At 69.4% G+C, this 23,974-nt stretch carries 20 protein-coding genes, 1 tRNA gene and 2 pseudogenes; 8 read left to right on the forward strand and 15 right to left on the reverse strand.

Translation table 11 applies throughout. The features are described 5' to 3' along the window. A partial coding sequence (locus AC2W7C_RS00490) for an ActS/PrrB/RegB family redox-sensitive histidine kinase (RefSeq protein WP_485999686.1) occupies positions 1 to 1,259 on the reverse strand: 1,259 nt, incomplete at its 3' end. Positions 1,260 to 1,312: 53 nt separating this feature from the next. On the opposite strand from AC2W7C_RS00490, the gene AC2W7C_RS00495 reads away from it, so the two are divergent. From AC2W7C_RS00495 to AC2W7C_RS00505, 3 genes are all read left to right on the forward strand, one after another. Next, positions 1,313 to 1,933, forward strand: coding sequence for an SCO family protein (locus tag AC2W7C_RS00495; protein ID WP_485999687.1), 621 nt, complete (start codon positions 1,313 to 1,315; stop codon positions 1,931 to 1,933). 129 nt (positions 1,934 to 2,062) lie between these two features. Beyond that, the gene (locus AC2W7C_RS00500; RefSeq protein ID WP_485999688.1) at positions 2,063 to 3,343 is read left to right on the forward strand and encodes a polyhydroxyalkanoate depolymerase; all 1,281 of its coding nucleotides are present in this window, start codon (positions 2,063 to 2,065) and stop codon (positions 3,341 to 3,343) included. Between the two features lie 84 nt (positions 3,344 to 3,427). Beyond that, the gene (locus AC2W7C_RS00505) at positions 3,428 to 4,024 is read left to right on the forward strand and encodes a M48 family metallopeptidase (protein WP_485999689.1); all 597 of its coding nucleotides are present in this window, start codon (positions 3,428 to 3,430) and stop codon (positions 4,022 to 4,024) included. Here AC2W7C_RS00505 and AC2W7C_RS00510 read toward each other — a convergent pair. Both AC2W7C_RS00510 and AC2W7C_RS00515 read right to left on the reverse strand, forming a co-directional pair. After that, a pseudogene (locus AC2W7C_RS00510) lies at positions 4,021 to 6,140 on the reverse strand (transglycosylase domain-containing protein). The gene AC2W7C_RS00505 and the pseudogene AC2W7C_RS00510 overlap by 4 nt on opposite strands. A gap of 118 nt (positions 6,141 to 6,258) precedes the next feature. Further along, on the reverse strand, positions 6,259 to 7,215 hold the full coding sequence (locus AC2W7C_RS00515) for an alpha/beta fold hydrolase (protein ID WP_485999690.1): 957 nt from the start codon (positions 7,213 to 7,215) through the stop codon (positions 6,259 to 6,261). 120 nt (positions 7,216 to 7,335) lie between these two features. Here AC2W7C_RS00515 and AC2W7C_RS00520 point away from each other — a divergent pair, with 120 nt between their 5' ends. Continuing rightward, positions 7,336 to 8,460 (forward strand): Rieske 2Fe-2S domain-containing protein, encoded by a 1,125-nt coding sequence (locus tag AC2W7C_RS00520; protein ID WP_485999691.1) that lies wholly within the window; start codon positions 7,336 to 7,338, stop codon positions 8,458 to 8,460. Positions 8,461 to 8,520: 60 nt separating this feature from the next. Here the strand turns inward: AC2W7C_RS00520 and AC2W7C_RS00525 are convergent, their stop codons facing one another. Next, positions 8,521 to 9,177 (reverse strand): TetR/AcrR family transcriptional regulator, encoded by a 657-nt coding sequence (locus tag AC2W7C_RS00525; protein WP_485999692.1) that lies wholly within the window; start codon positions 9,175 to 9,177, stop codon positions 8,521 to 8,523. A gap of 230 nt (positions 9,178 to 9,407) precedes the next feature. Then, positions 9,408 to 11,246: a cation:proton antiporter domain-containing protein gene (locus AC2W7C_RS00530; protein ID WP_485999693.1), complete on the reverse strand. Its 1,839-nt coding sequence runs from the start codon at positions 11,244 to 11,246 to the stop codon at positions 9,408 to 9,410. A gap of 153 nt (positions 11,247 to 11,399) precedes the next feature. On the opposite strand from AC2W7C_RS00530, the gene AC2W7C_RS00535 reads away from it, so the two are divergent. After that, positions 11,400 to 13,535: a M13 family metallopeptidase gene (locus AC2W7C_RS00535; protein ID WP_485999694.1), complete on the forward strand. Its 2,136-nt coding sequence runs from the start codon at positions 11,400 to 11,402 to the stop codon at positions 13,533 to 13,535. A 53-nt stretch (positions 13,536 to 13,588) separates the two neighbouring features. Next, positions 13,589 to 14,125, forward strand: coding sequence for a GNAT family N-acetyltransferase (locus AC2W7C_RS00540; protein ID WP_485999695.1), 537 nt, complete (start codon positions 13,589 to 13,591; stop codon positions 14,123 to 14,125). Positions 14,126 to 14,344: 219 nt separating this feature from the next. Here AC2W7C_RS00540 and hisS read toward each other — a convergent pair whose 3' ends face one another. From hisS to AC2W7C_RS00565, 5 genes and pseudogenes are all read right to left on the reverse strand, one after another. After that, on the reverse strand, positions 14,345 to 15,853 hold the full coding sequence (gene hisS, locus AC2W7C_RS00545) for a histidine--tRNA ligase (protein WP_485999696.1): 1,509 nt from the start codon (positions 15,851 to 15,853) through the stop codon (positions 14,345 to 14,347). Between the two features lie 38 nt (positions 15,854 to 15,891). Beyond that, positions 15,892 to 17,154: a DUF418 domain-containing protein gene (locus AC2W7C_RS00550; protein ID WP_485999697.1), complete on the reverse strand. Its 1,263-nt coding sequence runs from the start codon at positions 17,152 to 17,154 to the stop codon at positions 15,892 to 15,894. A 79-nt stretch (positions 17,155 to 17,233) separates the two neighbouring features. Further along, positions 17,234 to 17,803: a phthalate transporter gene (locus AC2W7C_RS00555; protein ID WP_485999698.1), complete on the reverse strand. Its 570-nt coding sequence runs from the start codon at positions 17,801 to 17,803 to the stop codon at positions 17,234 to 17,236. Continuing rightward, positions 17,800 to 18,679, reverse strand: a pseudogene (locus AC2W7C_RS00560) (3-hydroxybutyryl-CoA dehydrogenase). The gene AC2W7C_RS00555 and the pseudogene AC2W7C_RS00560 overlap by 4 nt, the downstream one beginning before the upstream one ends. Before the next feature lie 158 nt (positions 18,680 to 18,837). Beyond that, on the reverse strand, positions 18,838 to 19,143 hold the full coding sequence (locus tag AC2W7C_RS00565; RefSeq protein WP_485999699.1) for a YggT family protein: 306 nt from the start codon (positions 19,141 to 19,143) through the stop codon (positions 18,838 to 18,840). A gap of 150 nt (positions 19,144 to 19,293) precedes the next feature. Between AC2W7C_RS00565 and AC2W7C_RS00570 the strand changes: the two genes are divergently transcribed. Then, positions 19,294 to 19,369 (forward strand) — tRNA-Ala (locus AC2W7C_RS00570). 18 nt (positions 19,370 to 19,387) lie between these two features. Then, positions 19,388 to 20,335, forward strand: coding sequence for an oxygen-dependent tRNA uridine(34) hydroxylase TrhO (gene trhO, locus AC2W7C_RS00575; protein WP_485999700.1), 948 nt, complete (start codon positions 19,388 to 19,390; stop codon positions 20,333 to 20,335). Between the two features lie 122 nt (positions 20,336 to 20,457). Here the strand turns inward: trhO and AC2W7C_RS00580 are convergent, their stop codons facing one another. From AC2W7C_RS00580 to AC2W7C_RS00600, 5 genes are all read right to left on the reverse strand, one after another. Continuing rightward, positions 20,458 to 21,465, reverse strand: coding sequence for an endonuclease/exonuclease/phosphatase family protein (locus AC2W7C_RS00580; RefSeq protein WP_485999701.1), 1,008 nt, complete (start codon positions 21,463 to 21,465; stop codon positions 20,458 to 20,460). Positions 21,466 to 21,567: 102 nt separating this feature from the next. After that, the gene (locus tag AC2W7C_RS00585; protein WP_485999702.1) at positions 21,568 to 21,846 is read right to left on the reverse strand and encodes an HPr family phosphocarrier protein; all 279 of its coding nucleotides are present in this window, start codon (positions 21,844 to 21,846) and stop codon (positions 21,568 to 21,570) included. Then, the gene (locus AC2W7C_RS00590) at positions 21,843 to 22,247 is read right to left on the reverse strand and encodes a PTS sugar transporter subunit IIA (RefSeq protein WP_485999703.1); all 405 of its coding nucleotides are present in this window, start codon (positions 22,245 to 22,247) and stop codon (positions 21,843 to 21,845) included. Before AC2W7C_RS00590 ends, AC2W7C_RS00585 begins: the two co-directional genes overlap by 4 nt. 86 nt (positions 22,248 to 22,333) lie before the next feature. Continuing rightward, a complete protein-coding gene (locus AC2W7C_RS00595; protein ID WP_485999704.1) occupies positions 22,334 to 22,762 on the reverse strand; it encodes an HPr kinase/phosphorylase in 429 nt (142 codons plus the stop codon). After that, the coding region (locus AC2W7C_RS00600; protein WP_485999705.1) for a HAMP domain-containing sensor histidine kinase at positions 22,759 to 23,974 on the reverse strand (1,216 nt) is incomplete at its 5' end. The genes AC2W7C_RS00595 and AC2W7C_RS00600, both read right to left, overlap by 4 nt.

Genomic DNA, 23,974 nt, shown 5'->3' on the forward strand with positions numbered 1-23,974 from the left:
CGGCGGCGACCGAGGCGGCGATCTGGGCGACCAGGGCCCGGCGCGCCTTGCCCTGGGGCCGGCTGGTCACATAGGGCTCGCCGAGGCGCGGCAGGATGTCGGGGGGGAAGCCCGGGCCGGTCGTCCACCACCTCGATCTCGATGAAGCCGGCGTCGACGATAGCGCGGACCCGGACCTTTCCGCCGGCGAAGTCGGCGGCGTTCTCCACCAGGGTCGACAGGCCGTGGATGACCTCGGGCAGACGGCGGACGCGCGGCGGCTTTTCGCCGGATGCGGTCCGCACCGAAACCTCGAACGCCAGGTCGAAGCCGCGATGCGGTTCGACCACCTCTTCCAGCAGGGCTTTCAACCCCACCTCGGCGAAGGCGATGCCGCCTTCTTCGGGCTGCTGCGACAGGCGTTTCAGGATGTCGCGGCAACGCTCGGCCTGCTGCAGGATCAGGGCGGCGTCCTCGGCGGCGGCGGCGTTGCCCGACGATTCCCGCAGCAGTTCCTTGGCCACCACCTGAATGGTCGCCAGGGGCGTGCCCAGCTCATGGGCGGCGGCGGCGGCCAGGCCGCCCAGGGCCGCCATCCTCTGCTCGCGTTGCAGCACGTCCTGGGTGGTGGCCAGGGCCAGTTCCAGCTTCTCCGCGTCGGCGGCGACCCTCCACGCGTATGCGGAGGTGAAGACCACCCCCGTGACCAGGGCCAGGCCGGTGCCGACCCGGTAGAGCGGCGGCAGGTTCAGCTCGGTCCCCGCCTGCCAGGGCAGCGGCAGGGAGAAGTAGAACAGGCCGACCGTGGCCAGCAGCACCAGAAGCCCCATCAGCGCCGCCTGGCGGCCGGGCAGCGACGCCGCCGCCACGGTCACCGGGGCGACCAGCAGAAGGCAGAAAGGATTCTGAAGCCCCCCCGTCAGGGCCAGCAGGGTCGAAAGCTGCAGGATGTCGAAGCCCAGGTGCGCCGCCGTACGTCCTCCATCCGCGATGGTGCCGTCGGTGCGTTTCAGGCGGGCGGTGGCGTTCAGGTTCATCGCCACGCTGGCCGCGATGGCGGCCATGCAGCCCCACAGCGGCAGGTCGAAATGGAACCAGGCGGTGGCGGCCAGGATGGTGGCGCTCTGCCCGACGATGGCCATCCAGCGCAGGATGACCAGGGTGCGCAAGGACAGGCCCCGGCTGCGGCGCGGCAGGTTGCGCCAGCCGGCGAACGGTCCGCCGCCGGCGTCGACGGGTTCGCCGGGCTGCGGCGACGAGTGATCTTCTGTGACGCTCACGCCTCTTCTATAGACGCGTTCGGCCCGCTGGGGGCGTTTTCGAGAGCACCACGATGCCGCGCCGTTCCATCCTGCTTTTCGCCGGCGCCTGCGTCGCCATCGCCGCGGCGCTGGCCGTCGTGACCTTCGTGGTGGTCAGCCGCAACGACGCGGCGAACGGCGCATCGATGGCCTCGACCGGCCAACCCCAGATCGGCGGCCCGTTCCAGCTGGTGAACCAGGACGGCCAGGCCGTCGATCAGACGATGCTGGACGGCAAGTGGTCGCTGGTCTTCTTCGGCTTCACCTACTGCCCCGACTACTGCCCCACCACCTTGACGGCCCTGGAGGCGACCAAGCGTCAGCTGGGCGACAAGGCCAAGGATCTGCAGATCGTCTTCATCTCGATCGACCCGGCGCGGGACACGCCCCAGGCGCTGAAGGACTACCTGTCCACGGACGGCTTCCCCGAAGGCGTGATCGGCCTGACCGGGACGCCCGAGCAGGTGAAGGCCGCCGCCGACGCCTATCGCGCCTATTACCAGAAGGTCGGCGAGGGCGAGGGCTACACCATGAACCACTCGCTGACGGTCTATCTGATGGGGCCCGACGGGACATTCCGCAGCCCCCTCGCCCACGACCTGGGACCCGAGCGGGCGGCGCAGATCATCGAACGGATCATGGCGCGCGGCTGACGGGAACCAAGCGGCCGCTCAACTTGCGTAAACGGTCACATTTTCGGTGATCGCCGATAATCTTTTTGCAGCGCGGCGCATTCTATGTTGCCCTGCCGAACTCGCGGCGGGGGCCGTCTCAGGACACGCATGCTTTATTCGCTTCACGAGCTGGCCTACGCCTCGGCCGCTCCCTTCCGGATCGGGGCCCAGCTGGCCCGGGACTTCTGGACCTCACCCTTCAATCCGGCCGCCGACACCGCCATCGGGCGGACGGCCTTCGCCTCGGCCGAACTGTTCGAGAGCATGACGCGCCGCTACGGCAAGCCCGACTGGGGCCTGGAGGTCGTCACGATCGACAACCGGCCGGTGCGCACGACAGAACAGGTCGTCTGGTCCTCGCCCTGGTGCCGGCTGGTCCGGTTCGCGCGGCACATTGGCGACCTGAAGCGGGCTGGAAAGTCCGCCTCGGCCCCGTCGGTCCTGATCGTGGCCCCGCTGTCGGGCCACTACGCCACCCTGCTGCGCGGAACGGTCGAGGGCTTCCTGCAGGACCACGACGTCTACGTCACCGACTGGTCCAACGCCCGCCAGGTTCCGATGCTGGAGGGCCGGTTCGACTTCTTCGACTACATCGACCACGTCCGGACCATGCTGGGCCAGATCGGGCCGCGCGCCCACGTCGTCGGCGTCTGCCAGCCCGGACCGCCGGTCCTGGCCGCCTGCGCGCTGATGGCCGAGGACGAGGATCCGAACCGGCCGGCGTCCATGACCTTCATGGGCTCGCCGATCGACGCGCGGCTGTCGCCGACAGTGACCAACCAGTTGGCCGAGGAGAAGCCGTTCACCTGGTTCAAGTCGAACATGATCCACACCGTGCCCTGGCCCTATCCGGGCTTCGGGCGGCGCGTCTACCCGGGCTTCGTGCAGCTCTACAGCTTCATGTCGATGAACGAGGAGAAGCACACCGACGCCCACTGGCGCTATTTCCAGGACCTGGTCTCGGGCGATGGCGACGGGGCCCAGAAGCACGAGGAATTCTACGACGAGTACCTGTCGGTGCTGGACCTGACGGAAGAGTTCTACCTTCAGACGATCGACATCGTCTTCCAGCAGCACCTGCTGCCGCGCGGCCTGCTGGAGCACCGGGGCCGCAAGGTCGACCTGGCCCGGATCTCGGACATCGGCCTGATGACCGTCGAGGGCGAGAAGGACGACATCTCCGGCGTGGGTCAGACCCAGGCGGCGCACGGCCTTTGCTCGGCGATTCCGGACGAGCGTCGCGTACTGTACGTCCAGCCCGAAGTCGGCCACTACGGCGTCTTCAACGGCCGCCGCTTCCGCGACGAGATCTATCCCCGCGTCCGTGACTTCATCGCGGCCAACGAGGCGCTCTGTGCAGTACCGGAACGGTCAGCGGCTGCCGCCTGAGACCCTGGGGGTCGCGGCGAGGCTGTCGGTCAACCCAAGGGCGAGGCGGCTGTCTATCCGCATCGACGCCGCGCCGGCGAGGCCGTGCTGGTCGCGCCTTCGGACGCAAGCTGGGGGACGTCGTCGGCCTTCGCGCGGACCAAGGCGGCGTGGATGCGCCAGCGCTTGGCGGAACGGGTCGAAGGCCGGCCGCTCGAACCGGGCGCGACGGTTCCCCTGTTCGGCCGCGACACGCGGCTGGTCGCGACCGGCGGTGCGGGCGCGGCCCGGCTGATCGACGGGCCGGACGGCCCCGTCATCCAGTCGGGCGGCGAGGGCGAGGCGTTCTCGCGCCGGGTCGAGAACCTGATCAAGCGGCTGGCGCGGCAGGTGCTGGTCGAACGCACGGACCACCATCTGCGCACGCTCGGCCAGCGCCCGGTAAGGGTGTCGATCGCCGATACCCGATCGCGCTGGGGCTCGTGCAGCCCGCACAACCGGTCGATCCGCTACAGCTGGCGGGTGATCATGGCGCCGCCTGCGGTGGCCGACTATCTGGCCGCGCACGAGGTCGCCCACCTGGTCCATGCCGACCACAGCCCGGCCTACTGGTCGGTGGTGGAACGCCTGGTCGGCGATCACCGGCCGTTCCGCAGATGGCTGCGCGAGCACGGCCCGGCTCTGCACGCCGTCGGACGCTAGAAGAACAGCGGGTCGGCCCTCCGCTCGGCCGGCGGCGAGGATTCGAGCCGCTGGGTGTTGTCCTCGCGCGACGGCTGCGGCTGGGTTGGACGAACGACGGGCGGGGTGTCCCGCGGGCCGGGCCTCGGCTGGGGATCCGACGGATATTCGCCGGGATCCGTCCCGACGTCCTCGGCCGGAGGATTGTCCCCGTAGGGATCGCCGATCTGGCCGAGCAGATTCTCGACCGGGCTGGGCGGCTGCCAGCCCTCGGGCATCGGCGGGCCGTTCGGAATGGCGGGGGCGTTGAGGCGCTGCAGCGCGGCTTCCATGAAGCCTTTCCAGATGGCCGCCGGGGACGAGCCGCCGGTGACGCCGCGCATGGGCGTGTTGTCGTCCTTGCCGACCCAGACGGCGGTCACGAAGCCGCCGGTGTAGCCGACGAACCAGGCGTCCTTGTAGTCCGAGGTCGTGCCAGTCTTGCCCGCGACGTCACGGCCGGCGATCGCCGCCGACCGGCCGGTGCCCGACGTCATCACGCCGCGCAGCATCTGGTTCTGATAGTAGAGGAAGGGGTTCGAGATCGCCTGGACCGGGCCCGCGTCCCGGCTGGCGCGCTGGTAGATCACGCGCCCCTGGGGGGTGCGGATGCGGCTGATGCCATGGGCCTGGACGCGCTTGCCGCCATTGGCGAAGGCGTCGTAGGCCTGGGCCATCTCCAGCGGAGAGACCTCGACCGCGCCCAGCGCCATCGCCGGCTCCAGGCCGATGCGGCTGGTGATCCCCAGCCGCCGCGCGGTGCGGGCGACGTTGTCGCGGCCGATCTGGTCGGCGATCCCGGCCGCGACGGTGTTGATCGACTGGGCCACGGCGTTCGAGAGCGTCATCTCGCCCGAGAACCGGCCGGAATAGTTGCGCGGCTCCCAGTTGCCGATGCGGATGGGCGCGTCGTTGACCCGGGTCTCGGGCGTGTAGCCGCTCTCGAGCGCCGCCAGGTAGACGAAGGGCTTGAAGGCCGAGCCGGCCTGGCGCCGCGCGTCGGTGGCGCGGTTGAACTGGCTGTCGGCGTAGGAGGCGCCGCCGATCATGGCCCGCACCCGGCCCTCGCCGTCCAGGGCCACCAGGGCGGCCTGCTGCACCCCCCGCGATCCGTCGCGATCCAGGATGCGGCGCACCGAGCGCTCGGCCTGGGTTTGCAGGGTCAGGTCCAAGGTGGTCTCGACGATCATGTCCTCGGTCGGCTCGCCGACCAGTTCGCGGATCTGCTTGTCCAGCCAGTCGATGAAGTACTGGGCGTGCTGGGTGGCCAGGGTGCGCGAGACGCGGACCGGCTCGGTCACGGCCTGGGCGCGCTGCTCGGGCGTGATGACCTTGGCGTCGACCATTTCGTTGAGCACGACGGTGGCGCGGGCGGCGGCGCGTTCGCTTTCCGAGACCGGCGAGTAGCGCGACGGCGCCTTCAGCAGCCCGGCCAGGAGAGCGGCCTCGCCGACGGTCAGGTCCTTGGCGCTCTTGTCGAAATAGCGCTGCGAGGCGGCTTCGATGCCGTAGGCACCGGCGCCGAAATAGACCCGGTTCAGATAGAGGGCGAGGATCTCCTTCTTGGAGAATTTCATCTCCAGCCACACGGCCAGCATCAGCTCCTGGACCTTGCGCTTGATGTTCTGGTCCGGACTGAGGAACAGGTTCTTGGCCAGCTGCTGGGTCAGGGTCGACCCCCCTGGACCACGCGGCCGGCGCGCATGTTCGAGACGATCGCCCGGCTCATGCCGATCGGATCGAAGCCGGGGTGGTGGTAGAACCGGCGGTCCTCGATGGCGATGAAGGCGGCCGGCACATAGTCCGGCAGGGCGTCGAGATCGGCGGGCGGGGCCTGCTGGGTGCCGCGCACGGCGATCAGGGCGCCGTTGCGATCCAGATAGGTGATCGAGGGCTGGCGATCGACGTTGTACAGGGTCGAGGTATCGGGCAGGTCGCGCGCGAAGACCGCGAAGAACACCACCAGGAAGATGACGCCCCAGACGGCCAGGACCGCGCCCCAGTAGAGGAGACGCTGCAAGGGCGTGCGGGCCGGCTTCGCGCCGCCCTCGTGACCCCCGCCGCCTTGGCCGCGCCTGAAGCTGAACCCGCCTGCCATGGAAACCTCATCAAGCCTTCAACCGGCTGTAGCCGATCAGGCCATGCACGGAAACGCCCCCACTCCTATCACAGGACTGTGAAGGGCGTTTCCGCCGAAACCATGACGCTTGAGGCCCCTATTCTAAAAACGCGTTCACCTCGGCGGCGAACACGGCCGGTTGATCCAGCATGATGAAGTGGGCGCTGTCGTCGATCCGCTTCAGCCGCACGCCAGGCAGGGTCGAGAACGACGCCTGATAGATCCCGTCGACCATGTCGATGGTCATGCGGGGATCGTTGAAGCGAATGTACAACACCTCGGTCGGCGCGGTGATCCGGGCAAGCTCCGGCCGCAGGTCGGTGACGATCAGCTCACGGAACGAGGCGGCGGCGACCTTCTGGTCGCTGGTCTTCATGTCCTCGATCGGACCCGCCCGCAGGGATTCGGTGTTGATCATGCCGTTGATCGCCGCGACGGCCTGGGCGTCGTAGGCCTCGCGCGTGCCGTTCGCCATGCCGGCGTAGATCTGGTCGGCGATCGGCGTGACCTGCTCGGCGGTCGCGCCCACGGGGCCGAACATCGCTCCCATGAAGGGGACCATGTCCACGACCATCAGCTTGCCGACGCTGTCGGGGTGGCGGGCGGCCAGCATCATGCCGATCGTCCCACCCATGGAATGGCCGATGACCGCCGGCTTGTTCAGCCCCTGTTCGGCGATGTAGCGCGCCAGGTCTTCGGCGACGGGCGCGGCGACCGGGCCTTGGGCGTTGTCCATGGCCGGAGCGCCGGCGAAACCCTGGACGTGGACCCGGTGCACCCGGTAGCGGCCCTTCAGCTGATCCGTCAGGCCCTGCCAGATCTCGGGCGACGAGGTCAGGCCGGGGATCAGGATGACGTCGCCCACTGGATGCTCGGGGCCGTCGATGCGGACGTGGAAGCGGCCGGAGCGGAAGTCGGCGTGCTCATGGCCATGGCCGGCGGCCTGCCCCTGAGCTTGGCCGTGGGCCTGGTGATCGCCATGCGCCTGGGCCAGCGCGGGAACCGCGAAAGCCGAGAGGCTTGCGGCGAGGATGAGCGGGAGAAGCGGTTTCATGGATGACCTCGGTTGTGCAGGCGACAGATTGGGCCACTTACTTTATAATGTAAAGTTCTTTTCTATTGATCGCCCGGAGCGGCTGGCGGGCGGACGGGCCCCGGCCCTAGAATGGGTCCCATGACCTCGACCGAAACCGCTTCGCCGTCCCCGTCCAGCGCGCCTGAAAGCAAGGCCCCGCCCGCCGCTTTTGGCAAGGGCTTCGTGACGGACGCCTGGTATTTCGTCGCCCTGTCCCGCGACGTGGCGCCCGGCGCGATGAAGCGCCACGAACTGCTGGGCGAGCCGGTCCTGGTCGGGCGCACCCGCGCCGGCGCGGTCTACGCCATGCGGGATATTTGTCCCCACCGGGCGGCGCCCCTGTCGGCCGGACGATTGGTCGAGAAGCCGGGCGAGGGCGAGACGATCGAGTGCTGCTACCACGGCTGGCGCTTCCGCCCCGACGGGGTCTGCGCCGCCATCCCCTCGCTGGTCGAGGACCAGGTCTATGAGCCGGAACGGATCCGGGTGCGGTCCTATCCGGTGCGCGAGAGCCAGGGGATGGTCTTCGTCTGGATCGCCTCCGACCCCCGCATCGCCCCCGACCCCGATCACGAGCCGCCTCAGTTCCCGGGCGTCGTGGGCGGCGAGGCCAAGCTGGTCGAGTGGATGGATTTCGACGCCCATATCGATCACGCCGTGGTCGGCCTGATGGATCCGGCCCACGGCCCCTACGTCCACCAGCAGTGGTGGTGGCGGTCCGAGCATTCGATGCACGAGAAGGCCAAGGCCTTCGAACCGCGCGAGCGGGGCTTCGCGATGGTGCGCCATGCGCCGTCGTCGAATAGCCGCGCCTACAAGATCCTGGGCGGCGCCCCGGCGACCGAGATCACCTTCCGCATGCCCGGCTACCGGTGGGAACACATCCAGGTGGGCGAGAAGCAGGTCCTGGCCCTGACCTGCCTGACGCCGGTCACGCCGACGAAGACGCGGATCACCCAGATCTTCTGGTCCGACCACTGGATCTTCAACATCGCCAAGCCCTTCCTGCGGATGGGGGTCGTCGCCTTCCTGAAGCAGGACGGGGGGATGGTGAACCTGCAGAACGAGGGCCTGCGCTACGACCCGGCGCTGATCTGGATCGACGACGCCGACAAGCAGGCCAAATGGTACCAGCAGCTGAAGCGCGAATGGCTGAAGAGCCGGGCCGAGGACCGCCCGTTCGTGAACCCGGTGAAGCCGGCGACGCTGAGGTGGAAGAGCTGAAAAAGCGGAAGGCCGCGACGGGGGTCGCGGCCTTCGCAGGGGCGTTGATTGTCTCTGGCCTTACTGGCGGCTCAGCGCGCCGGCCAGGATGACGTCGATCTGCTTGCCGATCTGGGCGTCGAGCTGCTCCATGCCCCAGCCGTCGTAGGCGGCCTGGCGGTAGTTCGACAGGAAGGCGGCGTAGATCAGGTCCGACAGCAGGCGGACGTCGGCGTCCTGGCGCAGGGCGCCTTCGCGGACGCCGGCCTGAAGCGTGTCGCCGACGACGCCGACCAGCGGCTTGATCACGGCGCGGATGCGCATCTCGGCGGCGACCGGCTGGAACCACGAGCGGGCCACGACGGCCTGGACCAGCGGCAGTTGGTCGAGCGAGCCGTGGTAGGCGGCGGTCAGGGCGGCGAGCAGCTTGCCGCGAACCGTCGTTTCCGAGGCGGCGGCGGCCCTGAGCACCTCGGCCAGCTTGGTCAGGTCCTCGGTCAGGACGGCCTCGAACAGTTCGGCCTTGTCCTGGAAGTTGGCGAACACCGCGCCGGTTGACATGCCGGCGCCCTTGGCGATGTCGCGGATGGTGGCCGGCTCGTAGCCGCGCTCTGCGAAGAGCGCGCGGGCCGCGTCCAGGACCTTCTGGCGGGTCCGGATCTTGGCGGCTTGGCGGCGGTTCAGGCGGGGGGTCTCACCCTCGGCGTCGGAGGGATTGCGGGGGGAGCTCAAGGCCATGTCTCGCATGAAATCGGTACTCGACTAAGGCGGCGGGGGAGGCCGCCGGCACGGAAGAAACGCCGAAGCGCGGAGAAATCGGATGCTCCGTGGAGCGCCGCCGGGGCGACCTTCTGGTCCGGCGAAGCCGGGCACTCATCACGCAACGATGACCAAATTGGGGTGCACAGATTAACGGCCCCGATACTTCCGCGGTTAACGACCCCGCGTACGGCGCCGGACGCTGCGGCTCACCGCCGCACCGTGGACCGCAGGGCCCGAGGCCGCCGACCAGCCTCGCCCCCGGGCATGGCGTCCTGGAATCGCTTGCGAAAGACGTCGCGCTTTTCATGGATCGAGGCGAGCACCAGCCCCATCGGCACGCCCAGGTCGACCAGGGTGTTTTCGGCCAGTTGTAGGCTGGCCTCGGTGGTCTCGGGCACGGCGTCGGTCACCCCCAGCCGGTACAGCCGTTCGGCATGCCGGGAATCCCGCGCCCGGGCGATCAGGATGACGTCGGGCCGCACGGCGCGGACGGCGGCGACGACCTCGTCGACCTTGGTGGGCGCATCCATGGTGACGATCACGGCGCGGGCGGTGTCGATCCCGCATTTGGCCAGCATCTCCGCCCGGGCGGCGTCGCCGTAGAACACCGCGGCGCCCTCGGCGCGTCCCTTGGCGACGGTCGAGGCGTTGGCGTCCAGGGCCATGAAGGACTGGTCGTGTTCGGTCAGCATCTCCCCGACCAGCCGGCCGACCCGGCCGAAGCCGACGATCAGGACCTGGCCCTCGGCCGCATGGGGCGTCATGGCCTCGGCCGGCAGATCCGGCTGGGCGGGCGCCGCGGCCTTCACCAGGCGGTCCGCCAGCAGGGCCATGAGCGGGACGGTGAAGATGCTGATGGTGGCCGCCAGCATCACGGTGCGCGAGAAGTCGGGCGAGGTGATCCCCTCCACCAGCCCCGCGCCCAGGATGACGAAGGCGAACTCGCCGGCCGGCCCCAAGACCAGGGCGGTCTCGATGGCGGTGCGGTTCTTGACGCCCCACAACCGGGCGACCCCGTAGATCAGGCCGGCCTTCAGCAGCGTCAGCCCGGCGGCCAGGCCGAACACCGCCACGGGATCGGCGGCCACCGCGTCCAGGTCCAGGCCGATGCCGACGCCGACGAAGAAGACCCCGAGCAGCAGCCCCTTGAAGGGTTCGATCGCGACCTCGACCTCGCGGCGGAACTCGGTCTCGGCCAGCAGCAGGCCCGCGACCAGGGCGCCCAGGCTCATCGACAGGCCGGCCGCCTGGGCGGCCAGGCCGGCGCCGACCACCACCAGCAGGCTGGCGGCCACGAACATCTCCTGTCCCTGACCCTGGCTGCGCGCCTTCGCGACCGACCGGAACATCGGGCGCAGCACCAGCCGGCCCAGAACGACGATCAGCGCCAGGCCGATCGCGGCCGGGACCAGGGTGAGCAGGGCCGGCCGGAGCACCGACGGATCGAACTCGCCCGCCGGGGTGGCGCCCGCCGTGGCCATGGCCGCCAGGACGGTCACGGTGATCAGGATCGGCGCGACGGCCAGGTCCTGGGCCAGAAGGATGGAGAAGGTCGAGCGGCCGGCGGCCGAGCCCATCCGCCCCCGCTCCGCCATGACCGGCATCACCACCGCGGTCGAGGACAGGGCCAGGCCCATGCCCAGCACCGCGGCCGAGACCATGGACTGGCCCATGGCCATGAAGACCGCCGCCAGGCCCAGGGTGCAGAGCACGACCTGGCTCAGCCCCAGGCCGAACACCAGCTTGCGCATCGCCTTGAGCCGTTCCCACGACAGCTCCAGTCCGATCATGAACAGCAGGAAGGCGACGCCCAGTTCCGACAGGGAACGGATCTGGCTGGCGTCCGAGATGGTCAGCCACGCCAGCCAGGGCGCCGTGTCGGCCAGGCGCGCCAGACCGTCCGGCCCGAGCAGGACGCCCGCCGCAAGAAAGCCCAGAACCGGACTGATCTTCAGTCGATTGAACAGGGGGACCACGACCCCCGCGGCGGCCAGGAAGACCACCAGATCCTTGTATTCGCCGCCAGAACCGCCGTGAGTCGCCATCCGCCCTCCGTCCGGTTCAGCCTACAGGCTGAAACGCCGCCCCGTCTGGATTTCCGTCGTTTCATGACAAAAAATTCAGGCGACACGCCCCGAACCGGGCGTAGGGTCCGCCCCGACCCTTCCAACGGATGAAGACAAGTCGGGGAAACCTCCATGAAGAAGCTGCTCATCGGCGCCGCGCTCGGCGCCCTGCTCCTGCCCGCGACGGTGCAAGCGCAGAGCTGGACCGATGGCGACGAACACGCCTGCATCGACGAAGCCTGCACCCTCTTCGAACTGTTCCAGACTCCGGCGCCGGGCGGGACCGTCCTGGGCTACCAGGGCACCGCGGCTCCGAAATACGGCACGTGGGGCTTCGACCTGAACGGCCGCGACACCTCGGTGAACCCGGGCGACAGCTTCTTCCGCTACGCCAACGGCGCGGCGCTGGATCGGCTGCAGATCCCGTCGGACCGTACCTCGTACGGATCCTTCAACCTGCTGCGCGAACTGTCGGACAACCGCGTCAAGGTGATGATCGAGGCGCTGGTCGCCCGCACCGACCTGGCCGCCGGCTCCGACGAGCAGAAGATCGCCGACGCCTATCGCTCGTATATGGACGAGGCCCGCATCGAGGCGCTGGACGCCCGGCCGCTGCAGCCGTACCTGGCCGCCATCCGCGCCGCCGACACCCACGACAAGGCCGCGGTCTACATGGGTCAGACCCAGGGCCGCGTCGGCGGCTCGATCTTCGGCACCGGCATCACGATCGACCAGAAGGCCCCGACCCGCTACGTCGTCTCGACCAGCCAGTCGGGCCTCGGCCTGCCGAACCGCGACTACTATCTGGAGCAGCGCTGGGCCGAGAAGAAGGTCCTGTACCAAGCCTACATCGCCCGCATGCTGGGGATGATCGGCTGGGAGACTCCGGAACAGGCGGCCGCGGACATCGTGGCCTTCGAGACCCGGATCGCCGAGGCGCACTGGACGCCGGAGCAGAGCCGCAACCGCGACGAGACCTACAACGAATACACCATCGCCCGGCTGGCGGCGGACGCTCCGGGCTTCCCCTGGCAGGACTATTACACCGCCGTGGGCGTCGGAGAGGTCCCGCGCCTGATCGTCCGCCAGGACACGGCGATGCCCAAGATCGCGGCGATCTACGCCGAGACGCCGATCGCCACGATCCAGGCCTGGCAGGCCTTCCACACCACCGACGACGCCGCCGGCCGCCTGTCGCGCCGCTTCTCGGACGCCCAGTGGGAGTTCCGGTCGCGCGACCTGCAGGGCCAGCCGATGCAGCGCAGCCGCGACAAGCGCGGCATCAGCTTCGCCGAAGGCATGCTGGGCGAGGCGGTCGGTCGCCAGTACGTGGCCGAATACTTCCCGGCCGAGTCCAAGGCCAAGATGGAGGAGCTGGTCGCCAACCTGCGCACGGCGCTGGGCAACCGCATCCGCAACTACACCTGGATGAGCGCCGCCACCCGCGCCGCGGCCGAGGAGAAGCTGGACAAGTTCACCGTCAAGATCGGCTATCCGAACAAATGGCGTGACTACTCCGCCCTGGAAGTCCGCGCCGACGACCTGTTCGGCAACGCCGAGCGCGCCGGCCTCTTCCAGTGGAACTACCAGCTGAACCGCCTGAACCAGCCCGTCGACAAGGACGAGTGGGGCATGACCCCGCAGACGGTGAACGCCTACTACAACTCGGCCAACAACGAGATCGTCTTCCCGGCCGCCATCCTGCAGCCGCCCTTCTTCGATCCGGACGCAGACCCGGCGGTGAACTACGGCGGCATCGGCGGCGTCATCGGCCACGAGATCGGCCACGGCTTCGACGACCAGGGCTCCAAGTCCGACGGCGACGGCGTGCTGCGCAACTGGTGGACCCCCGAGGACAAGGCCAATTTCGAGGCCCTGACCACGGGGCTCGGCGCCCAGTACGGCCAATTCGAGCCGATCCCGGGCTTCCGCGTGCGCCCGAACCTGACCATGGGCGAGAACATCGGCGACGCCGCCGGCGTGGCCGTCGGCCTGGAGGCCTACCACCTGTCGCTCGACGGCCGGCCCGCTCCGGTCCTGGACGGCACGACCGGCGACCAGCGCTTCTTCTACGGCTGGGCCCAGGTCTGGCAGTCCAAGTACCGGGACGCGGCCCTGCGGCAGCAGATCGACACCGACTCGCACAGCCCGGCCGAGTTCCGCGTCATCGGCCCGCTGCGCAACGTCGACGCCTGGTACGAGGCCTTCGACGTCCAGCCGGGGACCAAATACTACCTGGCGCCGGAGGACCGGATCCGCATCTGGTAGGCGGACGAGCCTGAGCTGATCAAGGGGCCGGAACGGAGACGTTCCGGCCCTTTTTGTCTGAGCCGCCGCCGGCTTGTCGCGCCAAGGACCGTCCCCATCTGTCGGGAATGCCGTCCAGCTTCAGCATCGTCCCGGTCCGTTCGGACGCCGACCTCGCCCACGTCGCCACGCTATTCGACGCCTACGCCGCCTCGCTGGACATCGATCTGTCCTATCAGGACTACGGCGCTGAGCGGGCGGGCCTGCCCGGCAAGTACGCCCCGCCCTCGGGAGACCTGTTGCTGGCCCTCGACGCGGACGGCGCCCCGCTGGGCTGCGTCGCCCTGCGGGGCCTTTCGGCCTCGACCTGCGAGATGAAGCGGCTCTACGTGGCCCCCGCGGGACGCGGCCTGGGCCTGGGACGCGCCCTGGCCGAAGCCGCCCTGGAGGCGGCTCACGGAGCGGGCTACGGCGAGTTGCGCCTGGACACCCTGCCCTCGATGGACGCCGCGATCGGCCTGTACGAACGGATGGGGTTCCGCCGGATCGCGCCCTACTACGAAGGCGCGCCTGAAGGGACGATCTTCCTGGCCAGGCCCCTCGTCGCCTGATCCCGTCAGGCGCAAAAAGCCCGCCGCGGGGATGACATCGCGGCGGGCTTTTCTTTCGCTCTCTGAGGAGCGGACGTTTCCTCCCCGCAAACGCCTCCGGGCGGCTGCTGCGCCGAAACGCTGCGCTTCCCGAGTACGTCAGAAAGACGACAATTCCCCCGGCAAGTCAATCAAGTCCCCACCGCCGACGGGGGTTTTTCCTTTGTTATCGCTGATAACTCACGAAGCTGTGCGAGCGGCGTCGACGATGGCGCGCACGGTGACGACGAGATCGCCCCGCGGAACGACCCGCTGACCCGGCCGCTCGGCCTTCCAGGCCTCGTTGTCGACGACGCCCGAAGCCAGGGCGCGGCCCGCGTCCAGGTCCTTGACGGTCACCTGACCGGCCGCGATCTCATCGCCGCCCAGGATGACGGCGGCCGGCGCGCCCCGGCGGTCGGCGTACTTCATCTGAGCCTTCATGCCCGCCCGGCCGAGGTAGAGCTCGGCCGGGATTCCCGCGGCGCGGAGCTCGGAGACGGCGTCCAGATAGTGCTGCATGTCGTCTTCGGAAAAGACGATGACCACCACCGGTCCGCGCACGGCGTCTTCGCCGCCGCGTCCGGCCGCGCGCAGGGCCGAGGCCAGGCGCGAGACGCCGAACGAGAAGCCCACGGCGGGGAGCCGCTCGCCCGTGAAGCGCGCCACCAGATCGTCGTAGCGTCCGCCGCCGCCGATCGAGCCGAAGCGGACCGAACGGCCCTTCTCGTCGAGGGTGGAAAGCAGCAGTTCCGCCTCGAACACCGCGCCGGTGTAATACTCCAGGCCCCGCACGATGGTCGGGTCGAAGCGCACGGCGTCCTGCCCGACCTTCATCGCGCCGAGGGCACGGTCGATGGCCGCCAGCTCCTCCAGAGCCGCTTCTCCGACCGCGCCCAGGCCGCCGGCGCGGGCGACCGCGTCCAGGGTCTGGGCCCGGGTCAGGGCGGCGTCGCCCGCCGAGGCGAGGAAGGCCTCGATGGCGGCCGCCACGCCCACGGGCAGGTCGGCGCCCTTGGTGTAGTCGCCGGACTCGTCCAGCCGTCCCTCGCCGAGCAGGGCTGAAACGCCCTCCCAGCCCAGGCGGTCGAACTTGTCGATGGCCCGCAGAGCGGTGAGCTTCTGGTTGGGATCGGTCACGCCGCCGGCCTCGAACAGGCCGTCGAACAGCTTGCGGTTCGAGACGCGGATCACGGCCTGGTCCGATGCCAGGCCCGCCGCCTCAAGCCCTTCGCAGGCCATGGCGATGATCTCGGCGTCGGCTTCGGGCCGGTCCGAACCGACCGTGTCGGCGTCGCACTGCACGAACTCGCGGAAGCGGCCGGGACCCGGCTTTTCGTTGCGCCACACCGGGCCGAAGGCGTAGCGGCGGAACGGTTTGGGCAGGGTCTCCCACGACTGGGCGGCGAAGCGAGCCAGCGGCGCGGTCAGGTCGTAGCGCAGGGCCATCCACTGCCCGTTCCCCTCGGCATCCGGGTCGTCCTGGAGGGCGAAGACACCCTCGTTGGGACGGTCGGCGTCGGGCAGGAATTTACCCAGGGCGTCGGCGTACTCGAACGCGCTGGTCTCCAGGGGCTCGAAGCCCCAGCGCTCGTAGACCTCGGACACGCGCGCGACCAGCCGCCGCTCGGCGACCAGGTCTCGCCCGCGGCGATCGGCGAATCCCCGGGGGGCGCGGGCTTCGGGGCGGGCGGCGGCGTCTTCGGTCATGGCGCGCGATTAAGCCATCGGCCGCGCGCGAGCAACGATCAGGCGGCCGCCGGCTTCCGAAGCGGCACCATCCGGCCGTAGGTCAGGCAGCGCCAGGCCCACTCCAGCGGCCCCATCTGGAACACCGACAGCCACAGCGGCGACCAGATCAGCTGGGCGATCCAGACGGCGCTCACTAGGCCCCACAGGGCGCCGGGCGCCCAGGCGGGATCGCCGAACCAGCCCGGTCCCCACGGCATGTAGAACAGGGTCGCCATGATCAGCGTCTGGGTGAGATAGTTGGTGAAGGCCATTCGGCCCACCGGGGCCAGCCGTGCGGTGAGAATCTTCAACCCGGACCGCGTCATCAGGATCAGCAGGCTGACGTAACCCAGGGTGATCAGCCAGGCGAAGCTGCCCGCGACGCCGGCCAGGCCGCCGGACGGGGCCGGCGCATCGGGCGCCGCGTGGGCGTCCATCCACTCGTACCAGCCATAGACCGCCAGATTGGCGGCGCCTGCCACGAGGAGCAGCAGATAGACCCAGGTCGGCGACCGGCCCGTCAGGAAGCCGGCCTTGAACAGACCCATGCCCAGCAGCATCAGGCCGCCGGTGATCGGGATGAGGAACAGGCTCATCGCCTGCAGCATGGCCCAGGCCTTGAGGTTCTCGACCAGGGCCCCGCCCGACCTGTAGGCCTCGATGGCGGCGGCCAGCTGCTCCGGAGAGGCGGCGAACGGGTTCCCGCCGCCCGAGGCTCCGGCGGACCCCGCCTGGCCGCCGGACATGCCGTCGGCCAGCATCGCGCCGGCCGACAGCAGGGCGAAGACCAGATTCAGGCTCAAGCCCGTCCAGATCAGCCGCCGGGCGGACCAGGACCGCATCGTCATCACGATCAGGCCGCAATAGGCGTAATGCAGCAGGATGTCGCCGAACCAGAAGGCCAGGCCGTGGATCAGGCCGAAGACCGCCAGCCAGAGCAGCCGGCGACGCAGCAACAGTCCCCGCGCGTCGTCGAATCGTTCGCCGCCGATCAGGAAGATCGACACGCCGAACAGCATCGAGAACAGCGACCGGAACTTGTCCTGGAAAAAGACCGCCTCGACCCACTCGCCCAGGATGTTGGCCTGGCTATGCGGCCAGGGCGCCGCCACGGTGGGATCCATCTCCAGCGCGATCGGCCAGGCGAAGGTGATGGCGTTGACCCCCAGGATGCCGAGGATCGCCCACCCGCGCAGCATGTCGAGGGTGAAGATCCGGTCCTTGGGCGCGATCGGCGCCAGCGCGGCGCGCGGCGCGCTCAGGATCTCGGTTGCCGCCATGACGCCTCCCCCAATCAAAGCGGACGCAACCTGACTGGCCGGGCGGCTGCGGCAAAGTGAAATCGCGGAAAGGTGGCGTTCAGCCCGGGTCGCGGTCGCCCAGCACGCCCAGGCGGTCGCGCACCTCGGGCTGGGGCGAGAAGGCGATGAAGGCCACGCAAAGACCGGCCCAGAGGGCGTAGGCCACGCCGATCACCACCGCGAAAGGCAGGCCGCCGACGCCGTAGATCAGCAGCGAGGTCTCGCTGCCGCCCACGCCCTCGCCGAAATTGGCCGCGTTGAACCACTGCAGAACGACCTGGATCAGGGCGAACACGGCGGCGAAGGCGACGGCCAGGAGGCCGCCGTAGAACATGAAGCGCCAGACCACGCCCAGGCGGGTGGCCGGCCGACCCAGGCGCTCGCGCTCGCGCGCCAGCAGCCACAGGCCGGCGGGCACCGCCAGCAGGCCGATCAGCATCAACTGAAGCCGCCAGTCCATCTCCAGGCCCGGCAGCCAGTTCTGGGGCGGCCAGATCACGAGGGTGATGACCAGCGGCGGCCAGAACACGCCGGCCAAGGCCGCCAGGACGGTGCGCTGCGGCTCGCGCCGCCAGGCGACGCGCCGCTGGCCGGGAAAGTCCTCGGGTCGTTCCAGTTTGGGGATCATCGCGTCGGCGCCGGCTCGGGTCCGGAATAGTCGTAGAAACCTCGGCCGGACTTGCGGCCCAGCCAGCCGGCCTCGACGTATTTCACCAGCAGCGGGCACGGGCGGTACTTGCTGTCCGCCAGGCCGTCGTAGAGCACGTTCATGATGGCCAGGACCACGTCCAGACCCATGAAATCCGCCAGCTCAAGCGGCCCCATGGGGTGATTGGCGCCCAGTTTCAGGGCCTTGTCGATCGAGGCCACGTTCCCGACCCCTTCATACAGGGTGTAGATCGCCTCGTTGATCATCGGCACCAGGATGCGGTTGACGATGAAGGCGGGAAAGTCCTCGGAATTGGTGGTGGTCTTGCCCAGGGATTCGGCGAAGGCGACCGCGGTCTCGTAGGTTTCCGCCGAGGTGGCGATGCCGCGGATGATCTCGACCAGTTGCATCACCGGCGCCGGCTTCATGAAGTGCAGGCCGATGAACCGCTCGGGCCGGTCGGTCGCCGAGGCCAGGCGCGTGATCGAGATCGAGGAGGTGTTCGACGCAAGAAGAGTGTCGTCGCCCAGGTGCGGGACCAGATCGGCCAGGATCGCCTTCTTGACGCCCTCGTCCTCGACCGCGGCCTCGATGACCAGGTCGGCCTTGGCGGCGGCCGCCAGGGACGCCGCCGGCGCGATGCGCTTCAGGGCCGCGTCCGCCGAGGCCTGGTCCAGCAGTCCCCCGCCCGACCTGGCGCGCCAGGCTGGCGGCCACGGCGCCCATGGCCTGGGGCACGCGATCGCCGGCGGAATCGTACAACTGCACGTCATAGCCGCCCGCCGCCACCGTCTGGGCGATCCCTGCGCCCATCTGGCCGGCGCCGATGATGGCGACTGTTCTGATCGTGGTCATGAAGTCCGGTCGGCTGGCGGGCCTTCCGGCCCCGGGACGGGCACCTTAGGACGACAGACGCATGACGCAAGCGCCCGATGGACGCCGTCTTCGCAATCGCAAAAAGGCGTGGCGCCCACGCCCCGAGTCGGATGGCCTCTAGCTCAGCCGGTTTCGCCCTAGCCCAGCGTCATGATCAGGAACGGGGCGCTCATCCGGTTGAACAGCACGCTGAGGAACTGGATCAGCAGGATGGCGACGATCGGCGACAGGTCGATCCCGCCCAGCGGCGGAATCACCCGACGGAAGGGCGCCAGGATCGGTCCCGTGACGGAGTCCAGGAAGTGCGCGATTTGGCCCACGAAGCGGTTGCGGACGTTGATGACGTCAAAGGCGAACAGCCAGCTCAATATGGCGGAGATGATGATCGCCCAGATCATGAGCGAAAGGATGCTGTTGACCAGCCAGACCAGGGCGTAGCCCATGAAACGCGTCTCCCAAGATGCCAGGCGTTCTTAGCGCGTGGGTCGCGCCTGTCCAAGGATTCGCGGCGCGCGACGTCCCCTGACGCTAAAGCCCGTTGACACCACCGGGCCGCCGCTCGTATGTCGCGCCCTCGCCTGCACCCGGAAAACGGGGCCGTAGCTCAGTTGGTAGAGCGCGTCGTTCGCAATGACGAGGTCAGGGGTTCGACTCCCCTCGGCTCCACCAGGCACCCAACTCGATCCCATGACCCAGCCGCCCGCTGACGTTCTCGTCGCCGCCCTGTACCGGTTCGCGCCGATCGTGGACCGCGAGGCCGTGCGCGATCGGTTGGAGGGCCTGTGCCGGCCCGACGTGCGCGGCACTCTGCTGGTCGCCCACGAAGGCCTGAACGGAACCATCGCCGGGCCGTCCGAAGCCGTAGACCGCGTGCTGGCCGGCGTTCGGGCGCTGCCCGGCTTCGACCGGCTGGAGATCAAGTTCGCGACCGCGCCCGTCATGCCCTTCCACCGCCTGAAGGTGCGCATCAAGGCCGAGATCGTGACCCTGGGTGAGCCCGGCCTAGATCCGGCCCGCGACGCCGGAATCTATGTCTCGCCGGCCGACTGGAACGCGCTGATCGCCGATCCGGACACGATCGTCATCGACACGCGCAACGCCTACGAGGCCGAAGTCGGCGCCTTCGTCGGCGCGATCCAGCCCAACACCCGCAGCTTCCGCGATTTCCCGGACTGGTTCCGCCGTGAGGGCCGGGCGCTGCTGGACCGCCCGAGCCCGCCCAAGGTGGCGATGTACTGCACCGGCGGCATTCGCTGCGAGAAGGCGACCGCCTTCCTCAAGGCCGAGGGCGTGGCGAACGTCCACCATCTGGAAGGCGGCGTCCTGCGCTATCTCGAGACCGTGCCCGAGGCCGAAAGCCTGTGGCGAGGCGAATGCTTCGTCTTCGACGAGCGGGTCGCCGTCGGGCATGGCCTCGCCCAGGGCGGCCACACCCTGTGCCGGGGCTGCCGCATGCCGGTCAGCGAGGCCGGCCGCGCCTCTCCCCTGTACGTGGAGGGGGTCAGTTGCGACCGCTGCCACGGCGCCCGTTCCGACGAGCAGCGCCGCCGCTACCTAGAGCGCCAGCGCCAGATGGAGATCGCCGCCGATCTGGGCATCGACCACATCGGCGCGGCCGCCCGTCGGGACGGCTGACGCGGCTCAGCCGCCGGCCTTCAGCCGGTCCAGGTAGGCCGTGGCGCCGTTGGAGTTGATGCGGACCCACATCGGCTTGTGGTCCGAGATCTGCCATGTCCGCCAGTCCTTGAAGGCCTTCTTCAGGTCGCCGGCCGCGCCTTCCCGCGTCTTCCTGAGCGGCGTCTCGTACTGGGCGACGTCGTCCGCCCCTCCGCCTTCGCCGTCGCGGAAGATGCTCTCGTAGATCTCGAAGATGCCAGCGTTGGCGCGGCCGCCGCCGCGGCGGGCCGGTCGATGTATTCCAGCACCGCCGGCTCGGTCATGAAGGCGATCTGGTCGTAATATTTGGTGCGGTCCAGGTTGCTGGGCGCCGACAGGGTCCGGGGCGTCACGAAGCCGTGGCGGGTCAGGGCCTTCATCGTCTCGTGTTCGGGATGGACGATGTTGAAGTCGCCCAGAAGGATAAGGGCGCGTCCCGCCTTCAGGCTCTTCTCCGCGCGCTTGGACAGGTATTTGGCGATGCGGTCGATCTCGGCGATCCGCTCCTGCAGCTTCGGACCCCGATCCTCGCCGTAATAGAGGTGGACGGTGCAGATATCGAACTTGAACCAGCCGGACTGGAACGCCGTCTGGAACGGCGTGCGCCGGAACTGCTTGCCGCGATAGAGGTCTTCGTCGCTGTTCGCCGTGACGTCGGTGACCAGCATGTCGTTGGGCAGGACGATCTCGCCGGCGATATTCTGAAACCAGACCTTGCGCTTGTCGTAGAGGTACAGAAGCCGCTCGCCGTTGCCGCCCAGGGCCTTGTCGGTGACGTCGGTGGCGATGAAGTCCCAGTCCGGACCCAGCAGGTCCATGACCTTGCCCCACTCCTCCAGCTCGTTGATCTCTTGGACGGCCACGAAGTCGAAGCGGGACAGGATTTCGGCGATGTAGAAATGGCTCTCGGGCAGCCTCTGGCCCCAGCCCCAGCCCTCGCCCGGCTTGCCCAGGTCGCGGATGTTCCACGTCGCCAGCAACAGGTTGCTGCCCGCGTCCTTGTCCGGGATATCCCGGTCCAGTTGCGCCCTGAGGCGCTGAAGATGCTCGATGACGCGCGGCCGGTCGGCCGCCGGGATGCGGTGTCTGAGAAACTGATACCGAGGCATCGGCTGGTCCCCCGCCGCGAGAGCGAAGGCGAGCGGCGCCGCGGCGGACCGCGGTCGCCGGGGCCCGAGATCAACCTATCCGAGCGCCGTCGTCAACCGGCGTTATTCGCCTTCGTCGAAGCGCCGCGCCACCAGGTCCAGAAGGGCGTCCACCGCGGCCTGGGCCTCGGCGCCCTCGGCGGCGATGTCGATGGTGCAGCCGTTGCCGGCGCCCAGCATCAGAAGGCCCATGATCGACAGGGCGTTGACGGTGACGCCGTCGCGGGTGACGTGGACTTCGGCGTCGAAGCCCGAGGCCAGCTTGACGAATTTGGCGCTCGCGCGGGCGTGCAGGCCGCGGGTGTTGCAGATGTTCGCGGTCGCGCTGGCCGTGGTCGTCATTTCTCGCCCTGCAGCACCCAGCTGGCGACCGAGATGTATTTGCGGCCGGCGTCCTGGGCGTGGGCCACGCAGGTCTCCAGCGGCTCGCGCACCCGCACGCTGGCCAGCTTGATCAGCATGGGCAGGTTCAGGCCGGCGATGACCTCGGCGTGGGTCTCCTCCATCACCGAGATGGCCAGATTGGATGGCGTGCCGCCGAACATGTCGGTCAGCAGGATGACGCCGTCGCCGTCGTCGACCGCGCGCGCGGCGTCGACGATGTCGCGCCGGCGGCGCTCCATGTCGTCCTCGGGTCCGATGCAGATGGCCGCGACCCCGCGCTGGGGCCCCACCACATGCTCCATGGCGGACAGGAATTCCGAGGCCAGTCCCCCGTGGGTGACGATCACCAGCCCGATCATGAAGGCTTCACCAACTCGCGCCCCCGCGTCCCGGCCGCTCCTCAGCGGACCGCAAGCCGCGCGGAATAGCCCAACTCCGCGTCGGGTTAAAGCGCGGCGAGCGCGGCCGCGACCTTTTCACCCGCCGAAGCCTCCCGTGGGTCGAGCCTGATCAGCGGAATCGAGACCCCGTCGAAGAGGGCCGCCTCGGCTTCCGGCAGGCGTTCGACAGCGTCATGCGACAGCGCCACGGCGAGGGCGACCGGCACGACGCCCAAGGCGCAGGCGGGCAATACGCCGACGCCCCGCGCCTCGATCCGCCCCGCGATCGTGTCGGGCGCGATCGCGTAAAGTCCGCCTCCCGAGGCGAACACATGGGCATAGTCGTCCGAGACCAGCCGCCAGCCGGCGCCGATCAGTCGCAAGGCCAGGTCGCTCTTGCCGACGCCGGGCGGGCCCGACAGCAGCGCGGCCCGCCAGCCTCGCCCCGGGGTCCATTGGGCCACCACCGTGGCGTGGGTCGGTTGGGCGCTCACGGCCGCCGTCCCGTCGCCGGCAGGGCGACCTCGAAGCGGGCTCCGTGGGTCGTCCCGGCCGCATCGGTGCGGTTCTCCGCCCAGACACGGCCGTTATGGGCCTCGACGATCTGACGCACGATCGACAAGCCCAGTCCGGAGTTGGTTCCGAACGCCGCGCCGCGAGGCCGCGACGTGTAGAACCGTTCGAACACCGTCTCCAGGTTCTCGGCCGGGATCCCCGGTCCATCGTCCTCGATCCGGACCCGGATGGGGCGGTCGGGGTCCAGGTCGTCGCGGAGCAGCGTCAGACGGACTTCGCCGCCAGCCGGGCTGAAGGAGCGGGCGTTGTCGATCAGGTTGCGGAAGACCTGGCCCAGCGGACCGTCGCGGCCGACGATGATCGCCCGGTCGCCGGGGGGCGGATCGAACCGGACCCGCGCCTCGCCCGGCTTGCGGCCCGCCTCGTAGACTCCGACGATCTCGGTCAGCAGGGTGGTCAGATCCACCGCCCGGGGCCGGTCGCGGTTCAACTCGGCGTCCAGGCGCGAGGCGTTCGAGATGTCGGTGATCAATCGATCCAGACGGCGCACGTCCTGCTGCAGCAGCATCGTCAGCTTTTCGCGCTGAGCCTCGGTCTTGATCAGGGGCAGGGTCTCCAGCGCCGAACGGATCGAGGTCAGCGGATTCTTGATCTCGTGGCTGACGTCGGCGGCGAAGGCCTCGATGGCGTCCATCCGCGCCGACAGCGTCTCGGTCATGGTCTCGAGCGACCGGGCCAGGTCGCCGATCTCGTCCTTCCGTCCCTCCAGGTCCGGCAGGGAGATCGCACGGGCGCGCTGCAGCCGCACCTCGTCGGCCGCCGCCGACAGCCGCATCACCGGCCGCGCCACGAACAGGTGCAGCAGCAGCGAGGACAGCAGCGACACCCCCAGGGCCACCAGGGCGAAAGGCATCAGCGCTCGCCGTTGGGCGTCCAGCGTCTGGTCGACGTCGCCGGCTTCGAGGGTCAGCACCCCCAGCGCCTGCTCCACATGGCTGACCGGGATGGAGACGGACACCACCCGCTCGCCGCTCTCGGAGAGGCGCAGCCGGGCCTGCGGCTGACCGTCCAGCGCGCCTTCCACCTCCGAGAACAGCGCGGAGCGCGCGCGTTCCAGGTTCCGGTTGACCATCGCCTTCGGCGGGTCCGGTTCGGGCGGCGGCGGCGGGGTTCCCGCGGGCCTCGCCGGC

The organism is Brevundimonas sp. CURTG3B2_SDJG, from assembly GCF_057364705.1.